The sequence below is a fragment of the Fictibacillus sp. S7 genome, assembly GCF_004127935.1.
Taxonomy (GTDB): Bacteria; Bacillota; Bacilli; order Bacillales; family Fictibacillaceae; genus Fictibacillus_C; species Fictibacillus_C enclensis.
The window spans coordinates 680103-704718 of sequence record NZ_QJKL01000001.1; the positions used below are offsets into that span (position 1 = coordinate 680103).

The 24616-nt window shown below is 45.5% G+C and carries 22 protein-coding genes and 2 pseudogenes; 23 read left to right on the forward strand and 1 reads right to left on the reverse strand.

The genetic code is table 11. The annotated features are described in order from the left end of the window. Window positions 1-5 precede the first annotated feature (5 nt). From DMO16_RS03520 to DMO16_RS03555, 8 genes are all read left to right on the forward strand, one after another. The gene (locus DMO16_RS03520) at window positions 6-590 is read left to right on the forward strand and encodes a propanediol/glycerol family dehydratase medium subunit (protein WP_061970407.1); all 585 of its coding nucleotides are present in this window, start codon (window positions 6-8) and stop codon (window positions 588-590) included. Continuing rightward, a complete protein-coding gene (locus DMO16_RS03525) occupies window positions 590-1012 on the forward strand; it encodes a diol dehydratase small subunit (protein WP_061970405.1) in 423 nt (140 codons plus the stop codon). Before DMO16_RS03520 ends, DMO16_RS03525 begins: the two co-directional genes overlap by 1 nt. Before the next feature lie 2 nt (window positions 1013-1014). Then, window positions 1015-2850, forward strand: coding sequence for a diol dehydratase reactivase subunit alpha (locus tag DMO16_RS03530; protein ID WP_129475374.1), 1836 nt, complete (start codon window positions 1015-1017; stop codon window positions 2848-2850). After that, a complete protein-coding gene (locus DMO16_RS03535; RefSeq protein WP_061970400.1) occupies window positions 2840-3139 on the forward strand; it encodes a glycerol dehydratase reactivase beta/small subunit family protein in 300 nt (99 codons plus the stop codon). The genes DMO16_RS03530 and DMO16_RS03535 overlap by 11 nt, the downstream gene beginning before the upstream one ends. Before the next feature lie 24 nt (window positions 3140-3163). Beyond that, a complete protein-coding gene (locus DMO16_RS03540) occupies window positions 3164-3574 on the forward strand; it encodes a GlcG/HbpS family heme-binding protein (RefSeq protein ID WP_061970397.1) in 411 nt (136 codons plus the stop codon). Window positions 3575-3700: 126 nt separating this feature from the next. Next, window positions 3701-4471, forward strand: a complete 771-nt coding sequence (locus tag DMO16_RS03545; RefSeq protein WP_129475376.1) for a response regulator transcription factor — start codon at window positions 3701-3703, stop codon at window positions 4469-4471. 39 nt (window positions 4472-4510) lie between these two features. After that, window positions 4511-5719: a sensor histidine kinase gene (locus DMO16_RS03550; RefSeq protein WP_164988842.1), complete on the forward strand. Its 1209-nt coding sequence runs from the start codon at window positions 4511-4513 to the stop codon at window positions 5717-5719. A 100-nt stretch (window positions 5720-5819) separates the two neighbouring features. Beyond that, window positions 5820-6104 (forward strand): M28 family peptidase, encoded by a 285-nt coding sequence (locus tag DMO16_RS03555; protein ID WP_241840434.1) that lies wholly within the window; start codon window positions 5820-5822, stop codon window positions 6102-6104. Window positions 6105-6541: 437 nt separating this feature from the next. Here DMO16_RS03555 and DMO16_RS03560 read toward each other — a convergent pair whose 3' ends face one another. Beyond that, the gene (locus DMO16_RS03560) at window positions 6542-7900 is read right to left on the reverse strand and encodes a N,N-dimethylformamidase beta subunit family domain-containing protein (RefSeq protein ID WP_129475380.1); all 1359 of its coding nucleotides are present in this window, start codon (window positions 7898-7900) and stop codon (window positions 6542-6544) included. A gap of 308 nt (window positions 7901-8208) precedes the next feature. Here DMO16_RS03560 and DMO16_RS03565 point away from each other — a divergent pair, with 308 nt between their 5' ends. From DMO16_RS03565 to DMO16_RS24765, 15 genes and pseudogenes are all read left to right on the forward strand, one after another. Continuing rightward, entirely contained in the window at window positions 8209-9087 is an 879-nt protein-coding gene (locus DMO16_RS03565; RefSeq protein ID WP_129475382.1) for an aldo/keto reductase, read from the forward strand. A 203-nt stretch (window positions 9088-9290) separates the two neighbouring features. Continuing rightward, window positions 9291-10286, forward strand: coding sequence for a thiamine pyrophosphate-dependent dehydrogenase E1 component subunit alpha (locus DMO16_RS03570; protein ID WP_129475384.1), 996 nt, complete (start codon window positions 9291-9293; stop codon window positions 10284-10286). A gap of 21 nt (window positions 10287-10307) precedes the next feature. Then, complete coding sequence (locus DMO16_RS03575) at window positions 10308-11339, forward strand: alpha-ketoacid dehydrogenase subunit beta (protein ID WP_061970382.1); 1032 nt, start codon at window positions 10308-10310, stop codon at window positions 11337-11339. A gap of 28 nt (window positions 11340-11367) precedes the next feature. Next, on the forward strand, window positions 11368-12609 hold the full coding sequence (locus tag DMO16_RS03580; RefSeq protein ID WP_129475386.1) for a dihydrolipoamide acetyltransferase family protein: 1242 nt from the start codon (window positions 11368-11370) through the stop codon (window positions 12607-12609). A 15-nt stretch (window positions 12610-12624) separates the two neighbouring features. Beyond that, window positions 12625-14007 (forward strand): dihydrolipoyl dehydrogenase, encoded by a 1383-nt coding sequence (lpdA, locus tag DMO16_RS03585; RefSeq protein WP_129475388.1) that lies wholly within the window; start codon window positions 12625-12627, stop codon window positions 14005-14007. Between the two features lie 21 nt (window positions 14008-14028). After that, window positions 14029-14802 (forward strand): acetoin reductase, encoded by a 774-nt coding sequence (locus DMO16_RS03590; protein ID WP_061970374.1) that lies wholly within the window; start codon window positions 14029-14031, stop codon window positions 14800-14802. A gap of 164 nt (window positions 14803-14966) precedes the next feature. Then, window positions 14967-16814, forward strand: a complete 1848-nt coding sequence (locus DMO16_RS03595) for a sigma-54-dependent Fis family transcriptional regulator (RefSeq protein ID WP_129475390.1) — start codon at window positions 14967-14969, stop codon at window positions 16812-16814. A gap of 63 nt (window positions 16815-16877) precedes the next feature. Next, on the forward strand, window positions 16878-17279 hold the full coding sequence (locus tag DMO16_RS03600; protein WP_129475392.1) for a DoxX family protein: 402 nt from the start codon (window positions 16878-16880) through the stop codon (window positions 17277-17279). Window positions 17280-17464: 185 nt separating this feature from the next. Continuing rightward, the gene (locus DMO16_RS03605) at window positions 17465-19198 is read left to right on the forward strand and encodes a sigma-54 interaction domain-containing protein (protein WP_241840436.1); all 1734 of its coding nucleotides are present in this window, start codon (window positions 17465-17467) and stop codon (window positions 19196-19198) included. 163 nt (window positions 19199-19361) lie between these two features. Next, complete coding sequence (locus tag DMO16_RS03610; protein ID WP_129475394.1) at window positions 19362-20447, forward strand: tartrate dehydrogenase; 1086 nt, start codon at window positions 19362-19364, stop codon at window positions 20445-20447. A 14-nt stretch (window positions 20448-20461) separates the two neighbouring features. Further along, complete coding sequence (locus DMO16_RS03615) at window positions 20462-21907, forward strand: aldehyde dehydrogenase family protein (protein ID WP_241840438.1); 1446 nt, start codon at window positions 20462-20464, stop codon at window positions 21905-21907. Next, a complete protein-coding gene (locus DMO16_RS03620; RefSeq protein WP_129475397.1) occupies window positions 21904-22677 on the forward strand; it encodes an SDR family oxidoreductase in 774 nt (257 codons plus the stop codon). The genes DMO16_RS03615 and DMO16_RS03620 overlap by 4 nt, the downstream gene beginning before the upstream one ends. Window positions 22678-22704: 27 nt before the next feature. Then, complete coding sequence (locus DMO16_RS03625) at window positions 22705-24063, forward strand: MFS transporter (protein WP_129475399.1); 1359 nt, start codon at window positions 22705-22707, stop codon at window positions 24061-24063. Between the two features lie 62 nt (window positions 24064-24125). Further along, window positions 24126-24358 (forward strand): annotated as a pseudogene (locus tag DMO16_RS24760) (lactate utilisation protein LutB domain-containing protein); the annotation flags it as partial. A gap of 6 nt (window positions 24359-24364) precedes the next feature. Then, a pseudogene (locus DMO16_RS24765) lies at window positions 24365-24538 on the forward strand (LUD domain-containing protein); the annotation flags it as partial. Window positions 24539-24616 lie beyond the last annotated feature (78 nt).

Consider the following 24616-nt stretch of genomic DNA (forward strand, 5'->3'; position numbering starts at 1 on the left):
AGCTCATGATTGGCACGTTTGAAATACTCATGAATCTGAATGACGGAGAAACGGCACAAAAAGGAACAAATGCCAATGAAGTGGTTATTGCGATTTCTCCTGCTTTTGGAAAAGAACTCAATAAAACGATTGTGAAAGTCGATCACAGCAAGGTGCTCAGAGAAATCATTTCAGGCATTGAAGAGCAAGGAGCGCTTCCCCGCATTATTCGGAGTTACCATACAGCAGATTTGGCGTTCATGGGCCACCAGGCAGCAAAGCTCAGCGGTTCAGGCATCGGAATCGGCCTGCAATCCAGAGGCACGACCGTTATTCATCAAAAAGACCTGGATCCCCTGAGCAACCTGGAGCTCTTTCCGCAATCCCCGTCGATTACGCTGGAAACCTACCGCGCGATTGGAAAAAATGCCGCGCTTTATGCTCTCGGTGAAAGTGTCGACCCTGTACCTTCGGTCAATGATCAAATGGCACGTCCCAGATATCAGGCGATTGCTGCCCTGCTTCATTTACGGGAAGCTGAGCAGGTGATTAAAAACAAAAAGCCGGTCGTAGTCGAATGGAACTTTTCAATCAAGGAGGAGGCAAACTGATGGCAGGTTTAACAAAAGCAGATTATCCTTTAGGACAAAAGCGGTCAGAGTTAATCTACACTCCAACGCAAAAAAAATTGGAGGATCTCACACTCGAAGCGGCGATAAACGGTGAGATTACGAGCAAGGACATGCGGATCAGCCCCGAAACACTTTCCATGCATGCCGAGATCGCCGAAAGTCTTCACCGCGATCAGCTGGGGCAAAATTTCCGGCGCGCTGCTGAACTCATCAACTTATCGGACCAGCGCATACTGGAAATTTATAGTGCATTACGACCTAACCGTTCCACAAAAGGAGAGCTGTTGCAAATTGCCGATGAGCTTGAAAACGAGTACCAGGCAGCAGAAAATGCAAAGCTCGTACGGGAAGCTGCAGAAGTTTACGAAAGACGGGGCATTCTGCGGCAAGAAGGAGAGTAACGATGGCAAAAGATATTCTTGCCGGAATTGACATTGGAAACTCCACGACCGAGATTGCCATTGCGGAGGTGGGCCATAGAGATCCTCTGTTTCTGTCTCAGCACCTTGTTCCTACAACTGGTGTAAAAGGGACGGCTGAGAATATCCATGGGATTGTCGCCTGTCTGGAAAAAGCCGCGGAAAAAGCAGGTATCAAAGTTTCGGATTTATCACGAATCCGGTTGAATGATGCAGTGCCTGTAATTGGAGACCTTGCGATGGATCTGATCAGTGAAACCATTATTACTGAATCATCCATGATCGGCCATAATCCCGATACACCGGGTGGCGGAGGGCTCGGTGTGGGAGAAACCGTCATGATTGATGAGCTGCCGGATCAAAGAAGAGATAAAGATTTTATTGTGGTCGTTCCAGAGTCCTTTGATTACGAATGGGTGGCCTATATGATCAACCGATGTATAAAGGACGGAATCTCCGTGAAAGGAGCAATCATCCAAAAGGATGATGGCGTACTGGTTCATAACCGGCTGCAGGAGAAAATCCCTATTGTGGATGAAGTGGACTTCATTGAAAAAGTTCCGCTTCACAAGCTGGCTGCAGTAGAGGTGGCGCTCTCTGGGCATGTGATCCGAATGCTTTCCAACCCCTATGGACTTGCGACCGTATTCGGTTTGAGCCCGGAAGAAACACGGCAGATTGCACCAGTGGCCAAATCTCTGGTCGGCATCCGTTCCGCGGTTGTGATCCGGACACCTCAGGGTGAAATTGTGGAACGAAAAATAGAAGCAGGCAACATTACATTAGTAGGAGACAAGGATTCAGTTTCTGTTCCGATCAACGATGGAGCGGAGAGGATTATGAAAGCCTATGAGAACATTGGGGATCTGGTCGATGTTCAGGGTGAAATGGGTACGAACGTTGGCGGAATGCTGAACGGTCTCAGACAGGACCTGGCAAATTTGACGGGTCAGGATGCCAATGACATTCATATTTCAGACATGCTGGCGGTGGATGCAGGAATACCGACTTCCATTAGTGGTGCGATGGCTGGAGAAATTGCCATGGAACAAGGCGTTGCCCTGGCTTCCATGGTAAAAACAGAAAAACTCTCTGTTCATAAAGTAGCTGATTTGCTTCAACAGCGATTGGACGTTGAGGTGGAGGTCGGAGGAATTGAAGCGGAAATGGCGATGCGCGGAGCATTGACAACACCGGGAACAGAACAGCCTCTGGTCATCCTTGATATGGGTGGAGGTTCAACAGATGCTGCCTCCATTGACCATAAAGGACAAATAACGACAACACACCTTGCAGGGGCGGGTGACATGGTCACCCTGGTCATTAAGTCAGAATTGGCGCTGGAAGACGCTGATCTGGCTGAAAAAATAAAGAAGTATCCTTTGGGAAAAGTGATCAGCCTTTTTCATATGCAGCTTGAGGATGGGACTATTTCCTTTACGGAAACACCATATGCTCCTGAGACGTATGGCAAAGTCGTTATACGTGAGGATAGCGGACTAACGCCATTGCCCATACGGGACAGTCTTGAGAAAATCCGCCATGTACGCCGGGAAGCCAAACGAAAGGTTTTTGTAACTAACGCCTTGAGAGCCCTAGAAAAAGTGTCGCCTACCCAAAATCTCCGTCATCTTTCGTTTGTTGTAATGCTTGGCGGGTCTGCACTGGATTTTGAAATCCCGCAAATGATTACCGAAGAGCTGTCCAAATATTCCATCGTTGCCGGCTTTGCCAATACGAGAGGAACAGAGGGACCAAGAAATGCAGTTGCCACAGGACTTATTTTATCTGTAACCGAAGGGGTGGCTAATGGATCTTAAAGAGGTGTTTGTCCCTATCGTTCGTCAAAACGTTTCTCATTCCATCTCGTTAAAAGAATTATGCGCGGGTTTGGAGGAGGAGGGGGTTCCATACCGAATTTTAGCAGAATCTGAAAAACTTTCATCCTCCCTGCCTATTTCTATTCTGGTAAAAGGAAACCAGTTCATGGTTTTTCATGAAAAACTTCCCGATGGCCAAAGTTATCTGAACGGAAGTGAGGGCCAGGAGCGGTGGGGAGGGAAAAATGCGGCCAGATTGGTTAAAGGCCTTCCACTTTGTCTTGAATAACGTTAAGAGAATAAGGAGGATATGATGGAAAAACTTACTTTATCGACAGTCAAATCCATGATTGAACAAGGTGAAGGAAAAGCGCAGGAACTTGGTGTACCCATGGTGATTACCGTTGTGGACGGCGGCGGAAATCTCATCGCCACCCACCGCATGGATGATGCGCTTCTTGTAAGTGTGGATCTTTCATTAAATAAGGCATGGACCTCTGTCGCTTTTAAACAGCCTACTGCGGCACTCGCAGAAACATGTGCAAACGGCGGGGAGCTTTTTGGAATAAACACCTCAAACAGTGGACGGGTCATCATTTTTGGTGGAGGAATTCCTTTAGTGTCCGGGAATGAAATTATCGGCGCGGTTGGTGTTTCCGGCGGGTCGGTAAGTCAGGACATTGAAGTGGCCGAAGCTGTCGCTGATGCATTGGTTATGGCGTGATAAAAAAGTTGACAAGAGACCAATTCGGAAGCTGGATTGGTCTTTTTGTGATGAACCGTTTATCTTGTAATTGTATCCGCTTTCATAGATACTAAAAAAAGAAAACCTTTAAAAGGCGGTGACTCAATGAATATCATGGTCGTTGACGATGAGCCGTTGGAACGGGAGGTATTGCTTGATATTGTTTCCAAAAGCTCTCTCGAGTTTGACCGGTGTTTTGAAGCAGAAAATGGACGGGCTGCTTTAGATCAGATGAGGAATGAGCAAGCAGATATCGTCATTATGGATTTAAAAATGCCGGTGATGGATGGCATCCATGCTGCTGCAGAAATGAAGGATCAGTACCCACAGGTGAAAATTATCATACTGACGGCATATAACGATTTTGATTACGCCGTCAAAACGGTAAAAATAGGGGTCGAGGATTTCCTGTTAAAGCCTGTAAGTCCAAAAGAAATTCTGGCTTCATTATCCAAAATAACCGAACAGATGGGCCTTCATGCTGTAAGCATGGTATATAAAGAAGACGCGAGTGATGCCATACAGTCGGTGACTGAGTATATCCGGATGAATTTAGACGAAAAACTTTCTTTAAAGCAGCTCGCTGACCATGTTTTTCTCCATCCTCAATATTTAAGCCGGCTGTTTAAACAAGAAACCGGAAAAACGGTCACTGAATACATTACGCAAAAACGGATTGAAAAATCAAGAGAGCTGTTAATCCAGTCCCATTCCTCTATCACAGAAATAAGCCAGCAATGCGGCTTTACTGACATCAATTATTTTTCCAGGGTGTTCAGCAAGCTTGAGGGTGTGCCGCCAAAAAAATACCGTACCTATCATGAAAGCTTACGCAAGGAAAAACGAAATCGGTTTCCTTATGATAAAATCATGTAAAAAAGAGACTGAACATTTCAATAACAAGGAGTGACAGATGTGAAAAAGCTGCTTGATTTGGTGGATGTCAGTATATTGCAGGAAATCCAAAACAAGTTTGCGGATGCGACCAGTGTCGCCGTTTTGATTTGTGACGATACAGGTGTGCCCATTACCGAAGCCAGCAACTTCACAAGCTTTTGTAGATATGTCCGCTCTTCTCCCGAAGGCTTCCGCCGCTGCATGCTTTCAGACGAAAATGTTGGAAGAATGGCTGCCCAGCGCCAGCGCCCTGTTCTTCATCGCTGTCATTCCGGATTGGTAGATTTTGCGGCGCCTATCGTGCTGCGGGGAAGGTACATGGGCGCCATTCTTTGCGGTCAGGTCTTAATGACAGAAACAGAATTGAACACCATTTCCGATATGAGAATGGACAAGGATCAATTGGACCTGAACACAGAGGAGCTAGGGATGCATTACAATCAACTGCTTTTCAAGAAGAAAAGCGAAATTGAAGCGATCGCCGAATTACTCTTTGTTACTGCCAATCATATCGTAAAAATCTGTGATGCCTATTTGACGAAAAAGGAGCTGTCCCGTAAAAGCGACAAATTGGTTAAGGAGCTTCAGCGCAGAACTCAGCTGGAACGCGATCTGAAAGAAACAGAACTTAAATTTCTTCAATCACAGATTAACCCCCATTTTCTATTCAATACACTCAATACGATCTCCCGCATCGCTTATATGGAGCAAGCCGAGCAAACTCAGGAAGTCACCTACCTGTTGGCTAAAATTCTTCGTTACAGCCTGAAAAATACCGAACAATACGTCACCTTTGAAGAAGAAATCGAGCATGTCAGAAACTATCTATTAATCCAGCAAACACGTTACCGCCATAAAATCGATTTTCAGCTGGAAGTGGATAAGTCCTTGTTGACCATGCAAGTCCCGATTTTCACCATCCAGCCCATCATTGAAAATTCCATTGTGCATGGTTTTGAGCCCTCAGGCGAACCGATACAAATTTTACTGCATGCCTATCAAACTGACAATAAAGTTATCATAGAAATTTTGGATGATGGTATTGGCATTGAGGATCAGACCCGGTCACTTCCTTCCAAAAAACAGAGGCAGACGACAGGAATCGGTTTGGCGAATGTGGACAAGCGATTAAAGCACGGTTTTGGCATGCAATGGGGCATAGCGGATATTAGAAAACGAGAACATGGAGGAACAAAAGTAAACATAGAACTTCCGGTGTCTGTGTAGAGATTTGTAGAATTTAGCACAGGATTTGGATTTACAAAACAATTTAATTACTAAATACTAGACTATGCACAAAGCCTGACGTCCGCTCGGTGGCTTGATCATGTATACACCATTGACGGAAACAAAAACCTTGTCACCGATCTTGGCGCGGCGGCAAGCTCACAATTATATGAGACCCATTCCTTACGGCAAACTGGGAAGAAGCGATCATCAGCCGTTCCATGAACTAGGCATTCCAGCAGCATTGTTTATACATAGTCCCGTTGAGCCATGGTACCACAAACCTGATAATACCCTGGACAAGAGGATAAGAAAAAAACTGAAGCGAACAGCGGAAATCGTCGCAGCCTCAACGTTCCAAATCGTCCTCCCAGGACAGAATTAAATCAAAATCTGGTAGATTACCCCTTTGAGAACTGTCCGGTGGATAAGAAATGAAGAAAGGGCAGCTTATATGAGCTGTCTTTTTCTTGTAGTTTTATCTCTGCTCCCGAAATTGAAAAGAGGAACATGGAAATTATCATCCTGAATAAACAAATAGTGAATGACTGTTTTACAGAAAAGGAGGGCATACCATGGCCAATCAACCTGAAAAGCAGCAATACGTTCCCTTTGGCATGAGAATAAAGGCATTTACTTGATCAGTCCTTTAATCTACAAAAAGAAACGAACGGTTTATGACTGTCTTGCGGGTACCGAAGTGAGGTACAAGGATTAAGTATGTGTTTTATCAATTTAGCTGAAAGAGATAAAAAATAAAAGGAGCTTTGGAGGCACCATTCAATGACTAAATCCATTATTAATTTTTTGAGAAGTCTTATCTTATTTACTTTTTATTAATTCATTGATTGCATTTTTTGTAATGATTTGGATATTTTTATTGGTCGATGCAACAAATCCTTTGCCATATGGGTCTAGGAACCAATTCCAGTAGAAGGTTCCCGCTGCAAACACTTTTCCCCCGCTTGGTGGCCGATACCAGGTGACATGGGACTTCGTCTTCTTTCCATAGAGATTGATTGCAGAATCGCCTATGATTTCAACCCCTGGGAGAGTGCCATCATAAGCATCCACTTCACCACCAATAATATAGCGGATTTTGTCTCCGGGTTTCAGTGTCGTTCCTTTTAGCAGCCAATGCTTTTTAAATGTGAGATCATTGTATTTGGGTTTTGGTATACCGGCATACTGCATTCCGAACAGATTTTTTTCAGGCATGTTTACCGGTTTAGCACGAAATTGGGTTGTGGTCAGAAGAGGATTCGTTTTTGTGATGGGGTCTGGATTGTATTTGTAGCAATACAGCATTCCAGGGATTTTTTCGTCAACGCGTGCCTGCCAATATGCTACATTCGCGCTGAGAACGGCCAGCCCGATTTTGTTTACTTTTAATTTCTCATCAACCGCTTTTCTCATGTTCATTGTCCAATACTCCCCATGACCGGGAATAATCAAAGCATTGATTCGGGACTTTTTCAAAAGGCCTTCATGCACATCCAAATCAGTAAAATAGGTCACAGAATAGTTTTGCCGCTCCACCCATCGAATAAAGTTATATTCATAGGCGAAAAAATCCCCGGCGCCATTATCGGAATTGTATGGACGGCTGTAAGAAAGGTGGTATCCTGCCATTTTGTTGGTGCTGTTATAACCGTATACGCTCTTGCCGCCCCAATTATTATACGCCTGATAGGTGTTGGTGGAAATAAGGATTCCCAATTGTGCCTTTGGAGTGCTCTGCTTGATGACAAACGGTATATAGCTCTCACGTTTGCTTGTATCCACAATCTTTGCCACATATACACCGCTTCTCCAGGAGGGAGGCACTGTAAACGTAACACTTGGTATCCAATTGGCCTGAACCGCTTCACTTAAAGGCTGCTTGTTCTGCGGCTTTCCCGGAAACGTTTTTGTTTTCGTCATATACACTGAACCAACTCCGGCGTTGTAGCCCATCCGGTAAAATTCAATGAAAAATGGCTTTTCATTGTGAATATAGAAGGTAATGATCTTTCCCGCTTCCACCGATGGCTTCAAAGTATAGCCTTGCAAGGCTTTCCCTGCAGGCTTTTTTATTTTCCACTGATAATCCGCGGGTTTAACCGAACTTGCCCCTGCTGATTGGCTATTTCCGAAAGCAAAAAAAATACTGCAAAGGATAACGGTTAGTACTTTAAACATAATTTCCTCCTGAACAAATATAATGATAAAAATTTTAAAATTGACATGCCGAAAAGACAAGGAGACAGACTATAAATAAGGGAAGAAACGGTTTGGAAAATAGCAGGAAATGGGATGTAGTGGATATTTGAATTGATAAAAATTATATAACATTTGTAATCCCTTATGATTAAAAAATTTCTAAATCTAACAAAATTTACAATTCTAAAAAATCGAAATATTTGCTTTTTTTCTTTTGCTTGTTTACATTTCTCATTAGAAAACTCTTTACACCTTTTTAAAATGCCAATCAAAAGGAGGGATTTACAATGTTAAAACGCAAAATTGGCCGTTTGGGTTATGAAGGTTCAGTGGTTATGTTTGGAGCAGCAAGTTTGGGAAGTGTAACGCAGGAAGAAGCGGATCAGTCGATATTGTATGCGCTGAACCATGGAGTGAATCACTTTGATACTGCCGCCGATTATGGGGATGCAGAGGTGAGGTTGGGACCGATCATCAGCGAAGTCCGCAACGATATCTTTTTAGCAACGAAAACGGGACAACGGACGAAAGAAGAAGCGAAGGAAGAAATCTATCGTTCGTTGGAACGGATGCGGGTGGATTCAGTGGATTTACTTCAGTTGCATGCCGTAGGGACGATCGAGGAGCTGGATAAATGTACAGCAAAAGGAGGCGCGCTGGAGGCGGCCATTGAAGCAAAAGAAGAAGGGATCGTTAAAGCGATTGGTATAACTGGCCATGGACATCAGGCTCCTGTTACCCACTTGGAAGCTTTAAAGCGCTTTTCATTCGACACCGTATTGCTTCCGCTTAATTATTATATGTACTCGCTGGTTGATTACCGGGCAGCGTTTGATGCACTAATGGCCGAAGCGAACAGCCAAAACGTGGCAGTCAGAGTGATTAAGGCCATTGCAAAGGCACCATGGGAAGAAGGACAAGAGCGCAATTATGCTACATGGTACGAGCCCTTCGACCGACAAGAAGTAATCGATGCCTGTGTTCACTTTGTTCTTTCCTTCCCAGGTATTGCTGGTTTTGCCAGTGCGGGAGATATTCACTTGTTCCCTAAAATTGTCGATGCAGTTGAGCGCAATGGTTCGATGAATAACGAAGAGGCGGAACGGATCTTAAGCTCAATCAGTGGGTACACCACAATATTTGGTTCACCGACTTCTATTGCTTAGTACTGATTTAACAGACACTAGTAAAACTAATGAAACTATCAGAGACAGAACGAGACAAAATGAGACAACCGTCTCATTTTGTCTCGTTTTTTTTTTCGTAATATTACAAAACTCTATTCCTAAAGGGTTTTTCAAGTTGGCACGGATCTTGCTACATAGTAAAGAGAAGTGTTTTTAAAAAAGGAAGACAGGGAGGCTGAAGTATGGAAGCGACGCAAAGTCAGACTGTAGAATCTTTAACAAATGACAGGGCGCAGTGGATGTACCGAAAAATGCTCGAGATCAGAAAGTTTGAGGACAAGGTGCATGAGTTGTTCTCGCTTGGTAAGCTGCCGGGATTCGTGCATCTTTATGCCGGAGAGGAAGCGGTAGCTGTTGGTGTTTGCTCGCATTTGACGGATTATGACAGCATTACGAGCACACACCGCGGACATGGCCACTGTATTGCCAAGGAATGCGGACTGAATGGCATGATGGCCGAGATTTATGGAAAAGTGACGGGACTCTGTAAAGGAAAAGGCGGATCCATGCATATCGCTGACTTTGACAAGGGCATGCTTGGGGCGAATGGAATCGTTGGAGGTGGCTTTCCTTTGGCCTGTGGTGCTGCATTGACGGCCAAGTATAAAAAGACCAATAATGTAAGCGTTTGCTTTTTCGGTGACGGTGCTAACAACCAGGGAACTTTCCATGAAGGTATTAATCTGGCCGCCATCTGGAAGCTGCCGGTTGTGTTTGTGGCGGAGAACAATGGCTATGGAGAAGCTACACCGTTCTCTTATGCTTCAAGCTGTAAAACCATTGCTGACCGGGCTCACGGCTACAATATTCCTGGAATCACGGTTGATGGGAAAGATATCCTTGCCGTTTACAAGGCAGCTGAAGAAGCGGTTGAACGTGCACGAAGAGGTGAAGGACCAACATTAATTGAGTGTGTCACGTACCGTAATTACGGACATTTTGAAGGAGATGCACAGAAATATAAGGTGGAAGAAGATAAACAGGAACATAAGGAAACAAAGGATGCCATTATCAATTTCAGAAAATATTTGCTGGAAAAAGAGATGTTTGCTGAAAATGAACTGGTCGAAATTGAAAACGCTGTTGATCTGGCGATCGAAGAAGCGGTCAAATTTAGTGAAGACAGCGAGTATCCTGAACCATCCGATTTATTGAACGATGTATACGTAAGCTATTAATCGAAAAAGGAGGAAGGGACAATGGGAAGAACAATCAGTATGGCTGATGCCATAAATGAAGCAATGAAGCTTGCGATGAGAAAAGATGAAAATGTACTGCTGCTTGGTGAAGATGTGGCAGGAGGTGCGCAGGTTGACCACCTTCAGGATGATGAAGCCTGGGGCGGAGTGCTTGGTGTAACGAAGGGCCTTGTTCAGGAATTCGGACGGGAACGCGTGCTGGATACTCCCATTACCGAAGCGGGATATGTCGGAGCTGCAATGGCAGCGGCTTCCACGGGGCTTCGGCCGATAGCCGAGCTGATGTTTAATGATTTCATCGGGTCCTGCCTCGATCAGGTGCTCAACCAGGGGGCAAAATTCCGCTACATGTTTGGCGGTAAAGCAAAAGTTCCGATCACCATCCGGACCACACATGGCGCCGGCTTTCGAGCAGCGGCCCAGCATTCCCAAAGCCTGTATGCCCTCTTTACGGCCATTCCTGGTATTAAAGTGGTGGTTCCATCCACTCCTTATGACGCCAAAGGATTGCTGTTAAAGGCGATTGAGGACGATGATCCTGTCATCTTTTTTGAAGACAAGACTCTGTATAACATGACAGGCGAAGTGCCGGAAGACTATTACACTATTTCATTTGGAGAAGCAGATATCAAACGTGAAGGAAGCGACATTACCATTGTTGCGATCGGAAAAATGGTCCAGGTTGCCCTGACCGCTGCTGATCAGTTGGCGGAAAAAGGCATCCAGGCTGAAATTGTTGATCCAAGGAGCCTTTCTCCTCTTGATGAAGGTACGATTCTGGCTTCGGTGTCCAAAACAAACCGCGTGGTAGTCATTGACGAAGCGAATCCACGGTGCAGCATGGCGACAGATATCGCAGCGCTTGTTGCCGATAAAGGGTTTGATTTACTGGATGCTCCGATCAAGCGCATTACCGCTCCGCATACACCGGTTCCGTTTTCTCCACCGCTGGAAGACATTTACCTTCCAACTCCGGAAAAGGTCGTACAGGTGGTTTCGGAGCTCTTGGGAGAAAACGCGCTTAGCGTGTAACAGCATAAAGGAAAGGAGAGAAACGAAGATGGCCATCAATGTTGTCATGCCAAAACTCGGAATGGCGATGAAAGAAGGAACGGTCTCTGTCTGGAACAAGAAAGTGGGAGATCCGGTACAAAAAGGAGAGCTGATCGCCAGCATTAATTCTGAAAAAATAGAGATGGAGATAGAGTCTCCCGGAGAAGGCATTCTTCTGGAAATTGCCGTAGAGGAGGGGAAGGGTGTGCCTCCCGGAACGCCGATCGCCTACATTGGACAGCCGGATGAAAAGGTTGTAAGTGGAGCCCAAGAGGAGGCAGCTGCGAGTATTGTCGCGGAGCCTGAGGTTCCAGCTCCCGCATCACCGGTGGTAAAGGAAAACCCTTCACATGTAACGATCTCTGGTGAGAAAGTGAAAATCTCACCGGTTGCCAGAAAAATGGCTGCCGAGGCCAATCTGGACATCCAGACGCTGGCCGGAACGGGTCCGGGAGGAAGGATCACCAAAGAAGATGTGCAAAAGGCGCTCGAAAACGTTTCTCAACAGTCCCGGCCGGAACCTCCTGCGCGGAAAGAAAATGAAACAAACACCAAGGCTGATCAGGCATCACGGCCGCTAACCGGAATGCGCAAAGTGATCGCTGAACGGATGCACAGCAGCTTGCAAAACAGCGCTCAGCTGACCATTTACATGAAAGCGGACATTACAGAGCTGAAAACGCTGCAGGCTCAAAGTGCAGCGTCTGTCAAACGCAGGTTTGGAGAGAAACTCACCTTAACGGATTTTATTGCTCGTGCCACAATTTTAGCGTTGCAGGTGCACCCGTTCATGAATAGTGCCTTGATTGATTATTCGATCCATGAAAGAAACAATGTTCATTTGGGGATGGCAGTTGCATTGGAAAAAGGTCTTGTTGTACCGGTCATTAATGATGCTGAAAAACTTTCTTTGTCTCAATTATCCGCTTCGATTAGGGAGTTGGCGAAAAAGGCAAGAGAGAATCAGCTTGGCAGTGAAGAAATGACAGGTTCAACCTTTACCATCACTAACCTGGGAGCGTATGGCGTTGAGCATTTTACTCCGGTCCTGAATCCTCCGGAAGCGGGAATCCTTGGTGTGGGGGCAGCGGAAGACCAGCCTGTGTACCGGGGAGATAATTTGGAACGCCGCAGCATTCTGCCGATCAGCCTAACCTTTGATCACCGGCTCGTGGATGGCGCACCAGCTGCCCTTTTTTTAAAGGAAATTAAAGGGTATCTGGAAGAGCCGTTTTCAATGCTGGTATAGAAAGAAGGTGATGAAATGGAAACAATCGCCGTAATCGGGGGCGGCCCTGCCGGCTATGTTGCTGCCATTACTGCGGCACAACAGAGAAAAGAGGTAATTTTAATTGATTATACCGCTTTGGGAGGTACCTGCTTGAATAAAGGTTGTATGCCGACAAAAGCTCTCCTAGAAAGCGCGGAAGTACTCGAAAAGGTTCAGCATGCAGGGGAATTCGGCATCTCACTTTCCTCTATGGAACCGGTTATTGACTGGAGAACCGTGCAGCAGCGCAAAAACTCAATTAGAGACCAGCTGGTTGCCGGCATACAATATTTGATGAAAAAGAACCGGATAACCGTCATTCAGGGGAAGGCCGGGTTTCTGACGAAAAATACCCTGCATGTTCGTGAAAGGAGCGGTTCTGAAAGAATGATAGATTTTCATTCATGCATTATCGCAACAGGATCAAAGCCTGCAGAGCTCCCTTTTGCGCCTTTTGACGGAGAATGGGTTATTGAAAGCGGGAAAGCGATGGAACTCGATTCCATCCCTGCAACTCTTCTAATTGTGGGCGGAGGAGTTATAGGGTGCGAGTTTGCAAGTATTTACACCCGGTTCGGAACAAAGGTAACGATCATAGAGATGGCGGATCAACTCCTTCCGGGGGAAGACGAGGATATGGCAGCTGTTCTTCAGGACCGACTGGCAAGGGACGGTGTAGACATCCATACGTCCGCTTCTTTAAAATTGCTTGATGCTGACAGAAGAACGGCGGTTTATGAAGATGCTGGCCGGACGGTTGAATTAAAAGCGGATAAGGTTTTGGTCTCGGTAGGACGAACCCCCTTAGTATCCGATCTGGGGCTTGACGAAATTGGAGTAGCTGCTGATAGAGGCGGAATACAAGTAAACGAGTTTATGCAGACGAACGTGCCGCATATTTATGCGGCGGGAGATGTGACAGGGGGAATATTGCTTGCACATGTTGCATTTCACGAAGGAACGGTTGCCGCTTTAAATGCGTGTGGAAGACATAAACGAGCCGATTACAGAGCTGTCCCGCGGTGCATTTATACATCACCGGAGATCGCCAGTGTCGGCTTGACAGAAAAGCAGGCAAGAGAACAGTACACAGAGGTGAAAGTGGGAGAATTCTCGTTTGGAGCCAACGGCAAGGCGATGATCCTTAACGAACCTTCCGGAAAGGTCAAAGTGCTCATTGAACCTCAGTACAATGAAGTTCTGGGGCTTTCCATTGTCGGTCCGCGGGCGACAGAACTGATTGGCCAGGGAACACTCATGATACACGGTGAACTAACCGTGGATGTTCTGGAGGATTTTATTACTGCCCATCCGACGCTGTCTGAAGCCATTTCAGAAGCAATTGCGAATACAACGGGTCAGGCAGTCCATGCTTGATTAATAAGAAGGAGGGGTAAAATGGAAGAAACAAGAACTGCCATTGTCACAGGTGCCGGACAGGGAATCGGACGGGCGATCGCCTTGAGGCTGGCGAGCGATGGATTTAATGTGGTCATCAATGATGTAAACCAGGAGAGGGCGGACAGTGTTTCTCAGGAAATTCAGCAATTTGGCAAAAAAAGCATTGCAGTCAAGGCGGATGTGAGCAACAGGGAAGAGGTATTCGGCCTTGTTTCCAGAACACAGGAAGCGTTCGGCAGCGTGGATGTTATGGTATCAAACGCCGGAATTGCCCAGGTAAAGCCTCTCCTTGAGGTAACCACGGAGGAATTGGAGCGCATTTTTAATGTGAACGTCTTTGGTGTATTGTATGGCATTCAGGCAGCGGCCGAGCAGATGAAAAAACAGGGAAATGGAAAAATTATCAATGCCTGCAGCATTGCCGGCTATAAAGGATTCAACCTTCTCGGCGTGTATTCGGCCACCAAATTTGCGGTAAGAGGCCTGACACAGGCGGCCGCACAGGAACTGGCACCGTTCGGAATTACAGTGAACGCCTACTGTCCTGGCATTGTTGGAACCCAGATGTGGGAACATATCGATGAAAAAATGGCTGAATATATGGATTTAAAAAGAGGAGAAGCCTTTAAGCAATTTTCGGAAGGAATTGCCCTTGGCCGTCCTGAAGAACCGGAGGATGTGGCGCAATTTGTTTCGTATCTTGCTTCAAATGATTCCAACTACATGACCGGCCAATCGATCATGATTGATGGCGGAGTTGTATTTTCCTAAAAATGATGATAAACATACCCAAAAGGCACGAAGTTCTGTGCCTTCTTTTTGTGTGGATTGTAAGCGCTTTTAAACTCCGGTATAATAATAGAAAAACAGACAGAAAATTCAAAAATATGCACAAGCTTTATTCCCGGACTCTTATTGCAACAGAGGAGGTTAAAATGCTTGCGTCTACCTGTTATTTGAGCACATGGAAGCGATTTGTACAGGAAGGAGTGCTTGATCCAGCGCGGTTAAATAAGCGCATTCAAGAATCGTGGCAACGCTGCAAGGATGTTGAGGTGGATCCTTATCTGACCAAGGGGCGCCATATTTTATCTGAGAAGGAGCTGCTTCTCAGAAAAAACCAGAGCTCCAGTTTTTTGGAAGCTGCCGAGCCGCACATGAAACGGATGAAAAAGGCGTTTCAGGACCTGGGCATGATGGCGCTTTTAATTGATTCAGAAGGCTATGTTCTTTCGCTGAACGGCAACCGGAAAATTATAACCGAAGCATCCAAGATCAACTTTATTGAAGGTGTAAAGTGGACGGAAGATGAAGTGGGCACCAATGCCATCGGCACAGCTCTTCAAACAAAAGAGGCCGTGCTGGTCAGTGGTACAGAACACTATTCAATCGCATCCCATCAGTGGAGCTGTTCAGCCGTGCCCGTACATGACCCAGAAGGGAGAATTCTCGGTGTATTGGATGTCTCCTGTCCTGTCAATACGGCTCACCCTTATATGCTCGGTGTTGTCGCCTCGGTATCCCAGGCGATTGAACAGGAACTGAGAATCCAGTCCAGTCATAGGGAGATGGAACTCATCCGGCAGTGCATGGATCTCTTAGAAATGAATCCCCATCTCGTTGTCTGCAGCCCAAACGGTAAAATTTTAGCCATGGGACAAGCGCTCCGCAGAAGATCCGCAAATTTGGCAGGACTAAACATTGCGGAAACTGTCCACTATGGCCTGGTAAATGAAAAGCAAATGGCCATACATAATGAAGAAAAAAGGATCCTTGGTTATTGTGTGAGCCTTGTTCCCGAACAGTATTCCTCCGCCTGGCAGGGGGCGAAAACTGCAGCGGATCTTGCTTTTGTTTTTCCTGGTGAAAAGGGGAGAAGTACGTCTTTTCAGCAAACGATTGAAGAGATCAGACGGGTCGCGCCGAGCTCGCTGAGTGTCTATATATCAGGTGAAACCGGAACAGGAAAAGAGCTGGTTGCACGGGCAATTCATGATAACAGCCTACGAAAAAATGGCCCTTTTATTGCGGTGAACTGTGGAGCTCTTTCAGCTGAACTGCTTGAGAGCGAGCTGTTCGGTTATGAACCGGGAGCATTTACCGGTGCCAAAAAGCAAGGGACGGTAGGAAAGTTTCGGCAGGCAGATGGCGGAACCATTTTTCTGGATGAAATAGGGGAGATCCCTCCGGCTATGCAGGTCGCCCTTCTAAGAGTGCTGCAGGAGAAAAAAGTTACGCCTGTTGGCGGAACAAAGGAAATTCCGGCGGACTTCAGGGTGATTTGTGCCACCCATCAGGATTTGGGACAGCTCGTTCAACAAGGATTGTTCCGGAAAGATTTGTTTTATCGTCTGCACGTATATCCGCTGGCTGTTCCGGCACTTCGTGAAAGAAAGGAAGATATTCCACATCTCATACGTTATTATTGTGAAAAGAAGGGATTGGTTCTAAACCTAACAGATCATATGATGGATACTCTGATGGCGTATGATTGGCCAGGAAACATCAGAGAGCTGTTTAATGTGATGGAGCGTTTACAGGTCTTGCCTGAAATTGAGATGAATACTGGCCAATTGAAACGATTGCTTCGGCCATTGGATCCTCAAGATAACACATGTATACCTTCCAATGAAAGTACTGCCCTTACATTCCGCGATCAAGTCGAACGGAACGTTATCATGGACGCATTGAAGAAGACAAAAGGAAACGTAACGCTCGCTGCCAAACTTTGTGAAATCCCGAGAAGTACCTTCTACAAAAAAATTCATAAATATGGACTATAAGTATTTAGACAGGCTGCGAGTGAATAAAGTGATGGGAAAAGGGGTGTTAAAGGGGGACATAATATGGCGGTTGGTTCGAAAGGAATCACGTGGACAGGGCGGATCATGAGCGGGCTGGTTGTTCTTTTCCTGCTTTTTGACAGCATTTCCAAACTGTTTAAAGCACGAGCAGCTGTGGATGGGAGCACCGAACTGGGTTTTGCAGAGCATCATGTCGTGGCCATTGGACTTCTTGGCCTTATTTCGGTTCTGCTTTATCTTTATCCAAAAACAGCTGTACTGGGTGCGATCCTGCTGACCGGGTATTTTGGAGGCGCTGCCGCCACTCATCTCCGGCTCGACAATCCATTGTTTTCTTACACACTTTTCCCTGTTTATGTTGGGATACTGGCCTGGGGAGGATTATGGCTGAGAAATAAAGAGGTTCGAAGCATTATCCCGCTGTATAAAAAAAGAGGTAAATAGACATACATGAATAAGGGCCCAACAACGGGCTCTTTTTTTATAAAAGAATGATAGAGTGCTAATAATGAAAGGAGTGTTTACCAGTGATTGCCCTATATAAATGTAACGAAATGCTGGAGTCGTCGCTTATTCGGCTTTTTCATCTGCAAGGGATAAGTCCCTCTTGCTTTCATTCCAAAAAAGCTGTGATTGATCAATCAATGAATCCTTTTGTTGTAATCGCACCATTACCTTTTGTCGACGAAATTCAGTCCTTGAATGTGCCAATTATTCCCCTTTCATTGCAAAGGCAGGATTTTCTTGAAGCAGAAATGAGGACTCAAGCTCATAAAGAACCTACCGTTCTTTTCGTGTCTCCAAAAGAAAAGGAATGGCTGGAAATGGAATCACAATTCATAGATGAACCCTTCTTTCCTGTTTTCAGTAGTGAACACGAAATGAATAATGCAGTAAAATTACAGGCATCCCTTTTTATTCCCGCTTGGCATAAGCAAGCAACGTTCCCACACTGGAAGAAAGAGAATGTGGTTTTTGTAAATCCTGCAACAGGCACATTGATGGCTGCAGTCCGACAAGCATTGCAATTAATGGAAGTAACAAAGGAATTTGTAAAAGAAAAGCTGCAGGTACAAGCCATTGTGCATTCTGCACACGATGCGGTAATTGCTGTCGACATGAATGGAAAAATAACCTTGACCAACGACCACGCAAAAAAATATCTAAGGCTGGAGGCAGATGTTATTGGAAGGAATATCACCGATTTTATTCCCCATTCGGATATGTTGAGAGTACTACAGGCAGGAAAAAAGGAAATAGGAGATATCGCCACCATTCATGATAAGCAGTACCTTATTAACCGGTATCCTGTTTTGCTGGACAATACGGTCGTTGGTGCGGTTTCAAATATTAAGGAAATCACCGACCTTCAAAAAATGGAGATGAAGCTAAGGAAAAGACTGCATGAAAATGGTCTGGAAGCGAAATACACACTGCGTGACATCATCGGAGAAACAAAAACAATTCAGAATGCCAAAGAGCAAGCCGGAATTTTTGGCAAAACCGATGCAACCGTACTGATCACTGGAGAATCTGGAACGGGAAAGGAATTATTCGCACAAGGAATCCACCTGCAGAGCAGACGGGCAATAGGTCCTTTTGTTGCGGTCAATTGTGCGGCTTTTCCGGAGCACCTTCTGGAGAGTGAACTGTTTGGGTATGAAGAGGGAAGTTTTACAGGCGCGAAAAAAGGAGGAAAGCCAGGGCTGTTTGAATTGGCGCATGGGGGGACACTGTTCCTGGATGAAGTGGGAGAGATGCCGTTGCAGATTCAAGCTCATCTTCTCCGCGTCCTTCAAGAAAAAACGATAAGGAGAGTTGGAGGACAGCGTGCCATTCCTGTTAACGTAAGAATTATTGCGGCAACCAACACTGAAATGGAAGAGGCTCTTCGCAGCAAAAAGTTTCGTACGGATCTCTTTTATCGTTTAAATGTACTCTCTCTTGACCTTCCTCCTCTTCGAGATCGGAAGGACGACATTCCTCTTCTTGTAAATCACTTTATGGAACAGTTTAATGAACAGCATAGCCGGAAAATGAGTGATGTTGATCCGGGCTTTTTGCCGCTTTTGAAGCAGTATGACTGGCCAGGAAACATTCGTGAGCTGAGAAATGTGATTGAACGGTTAATCCTTCTTGACCAAGGGACATCATTGAATGCACAAAAGGCAGAAGTCTTTTATCCAAAGCTGACCTCTAACAAAAAAGGCAGAGAAGAAAAGAGAGAGAATCTGAAAGAAAATGAACGACAGTTGATCCAAGATGCACTTCGCAAATATGAAAATAAGACCGAAGCCGCAAGGTTTTTGGGAATCGGCCGTTCCACGTTATGGCGAAAAATGAAACAACATGATCTAATTTGATTCATTTTGATACAAGTGTGCCAATTTAAAACATAATAAGTAGCTGCTCTATTGGAGGCAAAGTAAAAATACGCGATAAATAGTAAGAATATTCAAAATTAAGGGAATTGGCATGGAACTTGCATACTTTCATTAGACATCAAATTTAAAAAGAGGTGATTTTTTGCAGCATTTTTCTATTGCAGCTATTCCGGGAGATGGAATCGGTCCTGAAGTAATGAAAGAAGGACTCAAAACCTTAAGAAAGATCGAGGAATTGCATGGTGGAATCCGCTTCTCTATTGATGTGTTCGATTGGAACTGCCATTACTATCTTAAGCACCATAGAATGATGCCGGAAAATGGACTGGATACGTTAAGGGATTATGACGTTATTCTTTTAGGAGCCATTGGAACGCCGGAAGTGCCAGACCATGTGTCGGTATGGGAATTGATTCTGCCGATTCGCCGAACCTTTCAGCAGTATATTAATTTGCGGCCCATCAAGCTTTTGAAGGGATTGGAAAGTCCTTTACGTTACAAGAACCACAGTGATTTAGATTTTATTGTTGTAAGGGAAAACACAGAAGGTGAATATTCAAACATGGGTGGCCGGCTGCACGAAAATACCCCTTATGAAATGGCGGTGCAAAACAATGTATTTACTCGTTACGGAACAGAGCGGGTTATCAACTATGCCTTTCAGTTGGCTGAAAAAAGGAAAGCCAAGCGGCTGACAGCAGCCACGAAGTCGAACGGAATTAATCATTCCATGCCATTTTGGGATGAAATTGTGAAGGAGGTCAGCAGGCAGCATCCATCAGTTCAAACCGATATTTATCATATTGATGCCCTTGCAGCTTATTTCATTACCAGACCCGAGCAGCTGGATGTGGTGGTTGGAAGTAACTTATTTGGAGATATTCTCACCGATTTGGGAGCGGCTATTGTCGGAGGCCTGGGCATGGCTCCTTCTGGCAATATCAATCCGGAAAAAGCCTTCCCGTCCATGTTCGAGCCGATACACGGATCGGCACCTGATATCGCTGGTAAAGGAATCGCCAATCCAATCGCCCAAATTTGGAGCATTGGCCTGATGATGGAGCACTTGGGTTTTGAAGAGATGAACCATTTGGTTGTTTCGTCCATTGAGGAGGTCTTAATTGAAGGTACCATCAGGACGCCCGATTTAGGAGGAAAAAATAGAACCTTTGAGCTTGGTCATGCGATTCATAAGAAAATGCAAGAAGTAAGCGTGCAGCATAACTAAAGGAGGATAAATGAGTGGGAAGTTTATCATTAGTCGAACAAAATAAGGAATTGCCGTTGTACATTGATGGACAATACATCAAAACTGAAGAGAGTATTCCAGTCTATAACAAATATACAAATGAAGTTATTGCGTCCATTTCAAAAGCTGGCCGCCAGCATGTCATCCAGGCGGTAGATGCTGCCCAGAGGAATTTTAACAAAGATTCCCTTACTCCGGTACAGCGGTATGCCATTCTTTTAAAAAGTGCAGATCTTATGGAAAAGCGCAGAGATGAATTCGAACGTTCATTGGTTCAGGAAGTAGGAAAAACAAGAAAGGATGCCAAAGGGGAATTGGATCGCACCATCAATACACTTCGACTTTCTGCAGAAGAGGCGAAGCGGATTGCCGGTGAGATGGTTCCTCTTCAGGCAACAGAAGGTTCGGAAAACCGTATTGGCTTTACAATTCGGGTTCCAAAAGGAGTAATTGGCGTCATCACACCATTTAACTATCCACTCTTGCTTGGCGTACATAAAGTGGCCCCTGCGATAGCTGCAGGCAATACGATTGTTATCAAGCCCGCAACATCTACCCCGCTTGCGACTTTCATGCTCGTTGATTTGCTGGAAGAGGCCGGACTTCCAAAAGGTTATGTCAATATTATTACTGGTGCAGGAAGTGAAGTAGGAGAGTGGCTGCTTGCGGAGGAACGGATCGCCATGTACACGTTTACTGGTTCTGGGGAAGTTGGAAAACATATCAAGGAAAAAAGCGGACTGCGCCCTGTGGCGCTCGAGCTCGGAAACAACTCACCAAACATTGTCCATAAGGATGCAGATTTGGATCTCGCTGCCCAGCTTACGGCTAGCCGAAGCTTCCATAACGCTGGACAAGCTTGTATTGCTGTACAGCGCCTTTACGTCCAAAAAGAGGTGTTCGAAGAATTCACACAAAAATATGTGGAACATGTTAAACAGTTGAACATAGGAGATCCTGAGAAGGAGCAAACCGATGTTGGACCGATGATCAGTGAGAAGGAAGCCATCCGTACAGAAGAATGGGTTAGGGAAGCTGTCAGCCAGGGAGCACGCTCTCTCGTTGAAATTAAAAGGGAAGGAGCACTCTTTTATCCGGCAGTACTGGTCGACACAAAACCAGACATGAAAGTGATATGTCAGGAGGTGTTTGCACCAGTCGTCTGTATTGTTCCATATGACGAGGTGCAAGAAGCGTTTGAAGCAGCGAATACATCCGATTACGGGCTGCAGGCCGGGATTTTTACGAAAGATCTTCAACTGGCCATGCGGGCTGCAAAAGTTCTTCAATATGGTGGCGTGGTTATAAATGATGTTTCAACGTACCGCAATGATGTCATGCCCTATGGAGGAATAAAAAATAGCGGAATAGGCAAAGAAGGGCCGCATTATGCCATTCAGGAATTAACAGACGAACGAATGGTGGTGATGAACCTATGAATGTGAATCTGTTGGAAGGGAAAACGGCGGTTGTTACAGGAGCTGGGTCTGGTATGGGAAAGGAAATCGCCAAAGTATTTGGCAGCCAGGGCGCCAACGTTGTACTGGCGGACTTGAACGAAGAGGCAGCCAGAAGGACAGCCAGTGAAATGGAACTAAAGAAACGTGTGCTGGTCGTACAGACGAATGTCGCACAGGATGACAGTGTTCATGACATGGTTCGGCAGACGACAGAAGCGTTTGGGGACGCTCATATCCTCATCAACTGTGCCGGTGTTCCTCAATTCTTTACACCGATCGAAGAACTTCAGTTGGAAGAATGGGACAACATTATGGCCGTAAATTCAAAATCAATTTTTCTTACCACGCGTCACCTTGTTCCGTTAATGAAGCAAAAGGAAAGTGGGGTCATCATTAATATCGCGTCTATTGCCGGCGAACGGGCCAGACCGGGTTTAAATGCCTATTGTGCGTCAAAAGGGGCAGCCCTCATGCTGACCAAAGCACTTGCCCTGGAACTGGCTCCTTATGGCATACGCGTGAATGCGATCAATCCAGGACCTGCAGAAACTCCCATGCTGGGCCGGTTTTTACCAGGTGACGCACAGAAAGTAGAAGAAGACAAGAAAAAAATCTTTTTGGACAGTGTTCCCCTGGGGAGGCTGATCCAGCCGCACGACATCGCACAGGCGGCATTATACCTGTCTTCTGATCTCGCCAAAGCTGTGACCGGTGAAGTGTTGAATGTTGATGGCGGAAGAGGCGTTTAATTCGTTCAATGAAAAGGAGGAAACAAGATGAATCAGCCGAACATCTCATTGGAAGAACGCTCCACAAAAAAAGTGTTTTGGAGGGTTATTCCATTTATTTTTCTGCTCTATATAATCGCTTTTCTTGACCGGGTGAACCTTGGATATGCAGCGCTGGACATGAATGAAGATCTGGCGCTTGCCAGTTCCACTTTTGGATTGATCTCAGGAATCTTTTTTCTTGGTTATTTTTTATTTGAGATTCCAAGCAACATTTTGCTGCATAAAGTGGGAGCGAGAAAATGGATCGCACGCATTATGCTTAGCTGGGGTGTTGTTGTCATCATTACCGCATTTGCTCAAAATGCCGGGCAGTTGTATATATTGCGCTTTTTGCTTGGTGTGGCGGAAGCCGGTTTTTTCCCTGGCATTATATTGTACATCACCTACTGGTTCAGAGGAAAAGAACAGGCACGGGCATTTGCTCTGTTTATGACAGCACTTGCAGCTTCTAATATCATTGGAGCTCCGCTTTCTACCTGGATCATGGATCATATCCAATGGGCTGGTTTAGCGGGCTGGAGATGGATGTTCGTTCTGGAAGGGATTCCGGCTATTCTAATTGGTGTTGTAACCTACTTTTACCTGACTGATCGGCCGCAGGAAGCCAAATGGCTGGACAAAGAGGAGAAGGAATGGCTCATTCAAGAAATCCAGCGGGAGAATGAGCAAAAGTCAAAGGAGGGGCAATTAACCACTAAACAAGTGCTCAGCAACCCTCAAGTGTGGAGGCTGTCCTTTATTTACTTGACGCTGGTTGTCGGGTTATACGGTGTCGGCTTCTGGCTTCCTACCATCATCCAATCCTTTTCATCTTTGCTGTCCAACACACAGATCGGTCTGATATCCATGGTTCCCTATATTGCAGGAGGCCTGTGCATGATTCTGTGGGCGAGGCGTTCCGACAGGACAGGAGAACGAAAGGTGCATACGGCCGTACCGCCATTAATTGGCGCGCTCGGATTAATCGGTTCTGGTTTAACCTCCAATCCCTATGTCTCTATCATCATGCTTTCCATTGCCACCATTGGCATTTATAGTTTTTTTGGACCGTTTTGGTCCCTGCCCGCTCTCTTTTTAACTGAAGCTTCGGCTGCTGTGGGGATTGCGTTGATTAACTCGATTGGGAATTTAGGAGGCTTTGTTGGTCCTTACATGATCGGTTATTTAAAGGATAGCACCGGCAGTACAAAATCAGGATTGTATTTTTTAAGTATCTGTCTGCTCATTTGTTTTGCACTTGTTATTACGATCAAAAAACAAGCGTCCGAGTCTTCAGAACTTTCATCCGAAAAGGGGGGATCCTATGACGGAGCCGCTGATTCAGGTGAAAAACCTTTCATATGAGTATGCTGTTAATCAAACAAAGATACCGGTGCTTCATAATATTTCGTTTGAAGTGCACCTGAACAGATGCCTGTCCAGTTAAAATACCGCTTCATCAACTGCTGCATAAACAAGGCAGGTCATTGTGGAAAGAGAAGGACGGGCACCGATCTCCGAAAAAATGGCGATGAAGGCATTTGGCCTTGGCGCAGCTTCATTAGCGCTTTATAACATTGGTTCAAAATTTGCACCTTCAGCCATGGGGCCGTTCTCGGATAAAGGATCGATTAAAAAAGGTCCTGGGCCATTAAAAGCTTCGTCCTATGAATGGAATGCCGGGATGGGGAATGAGAACATCCTATTGGCAGAGCGGTCAAACGCAGGAATCACGTTCAGTGAAATGACACTGGCTGAAACTGGGACAGTCGTGCTATACAGCAGCATGGGCATTGGCCGTTCCGTGAGCCTGCTGCCAACCACATACACGGCTTACATTATGATAGAAGATAAATAACATAGTGAAAAAAGAGAGCCTCTTCATAAGTGAGAACTCTCTTTTTTTAACGAATGAAAT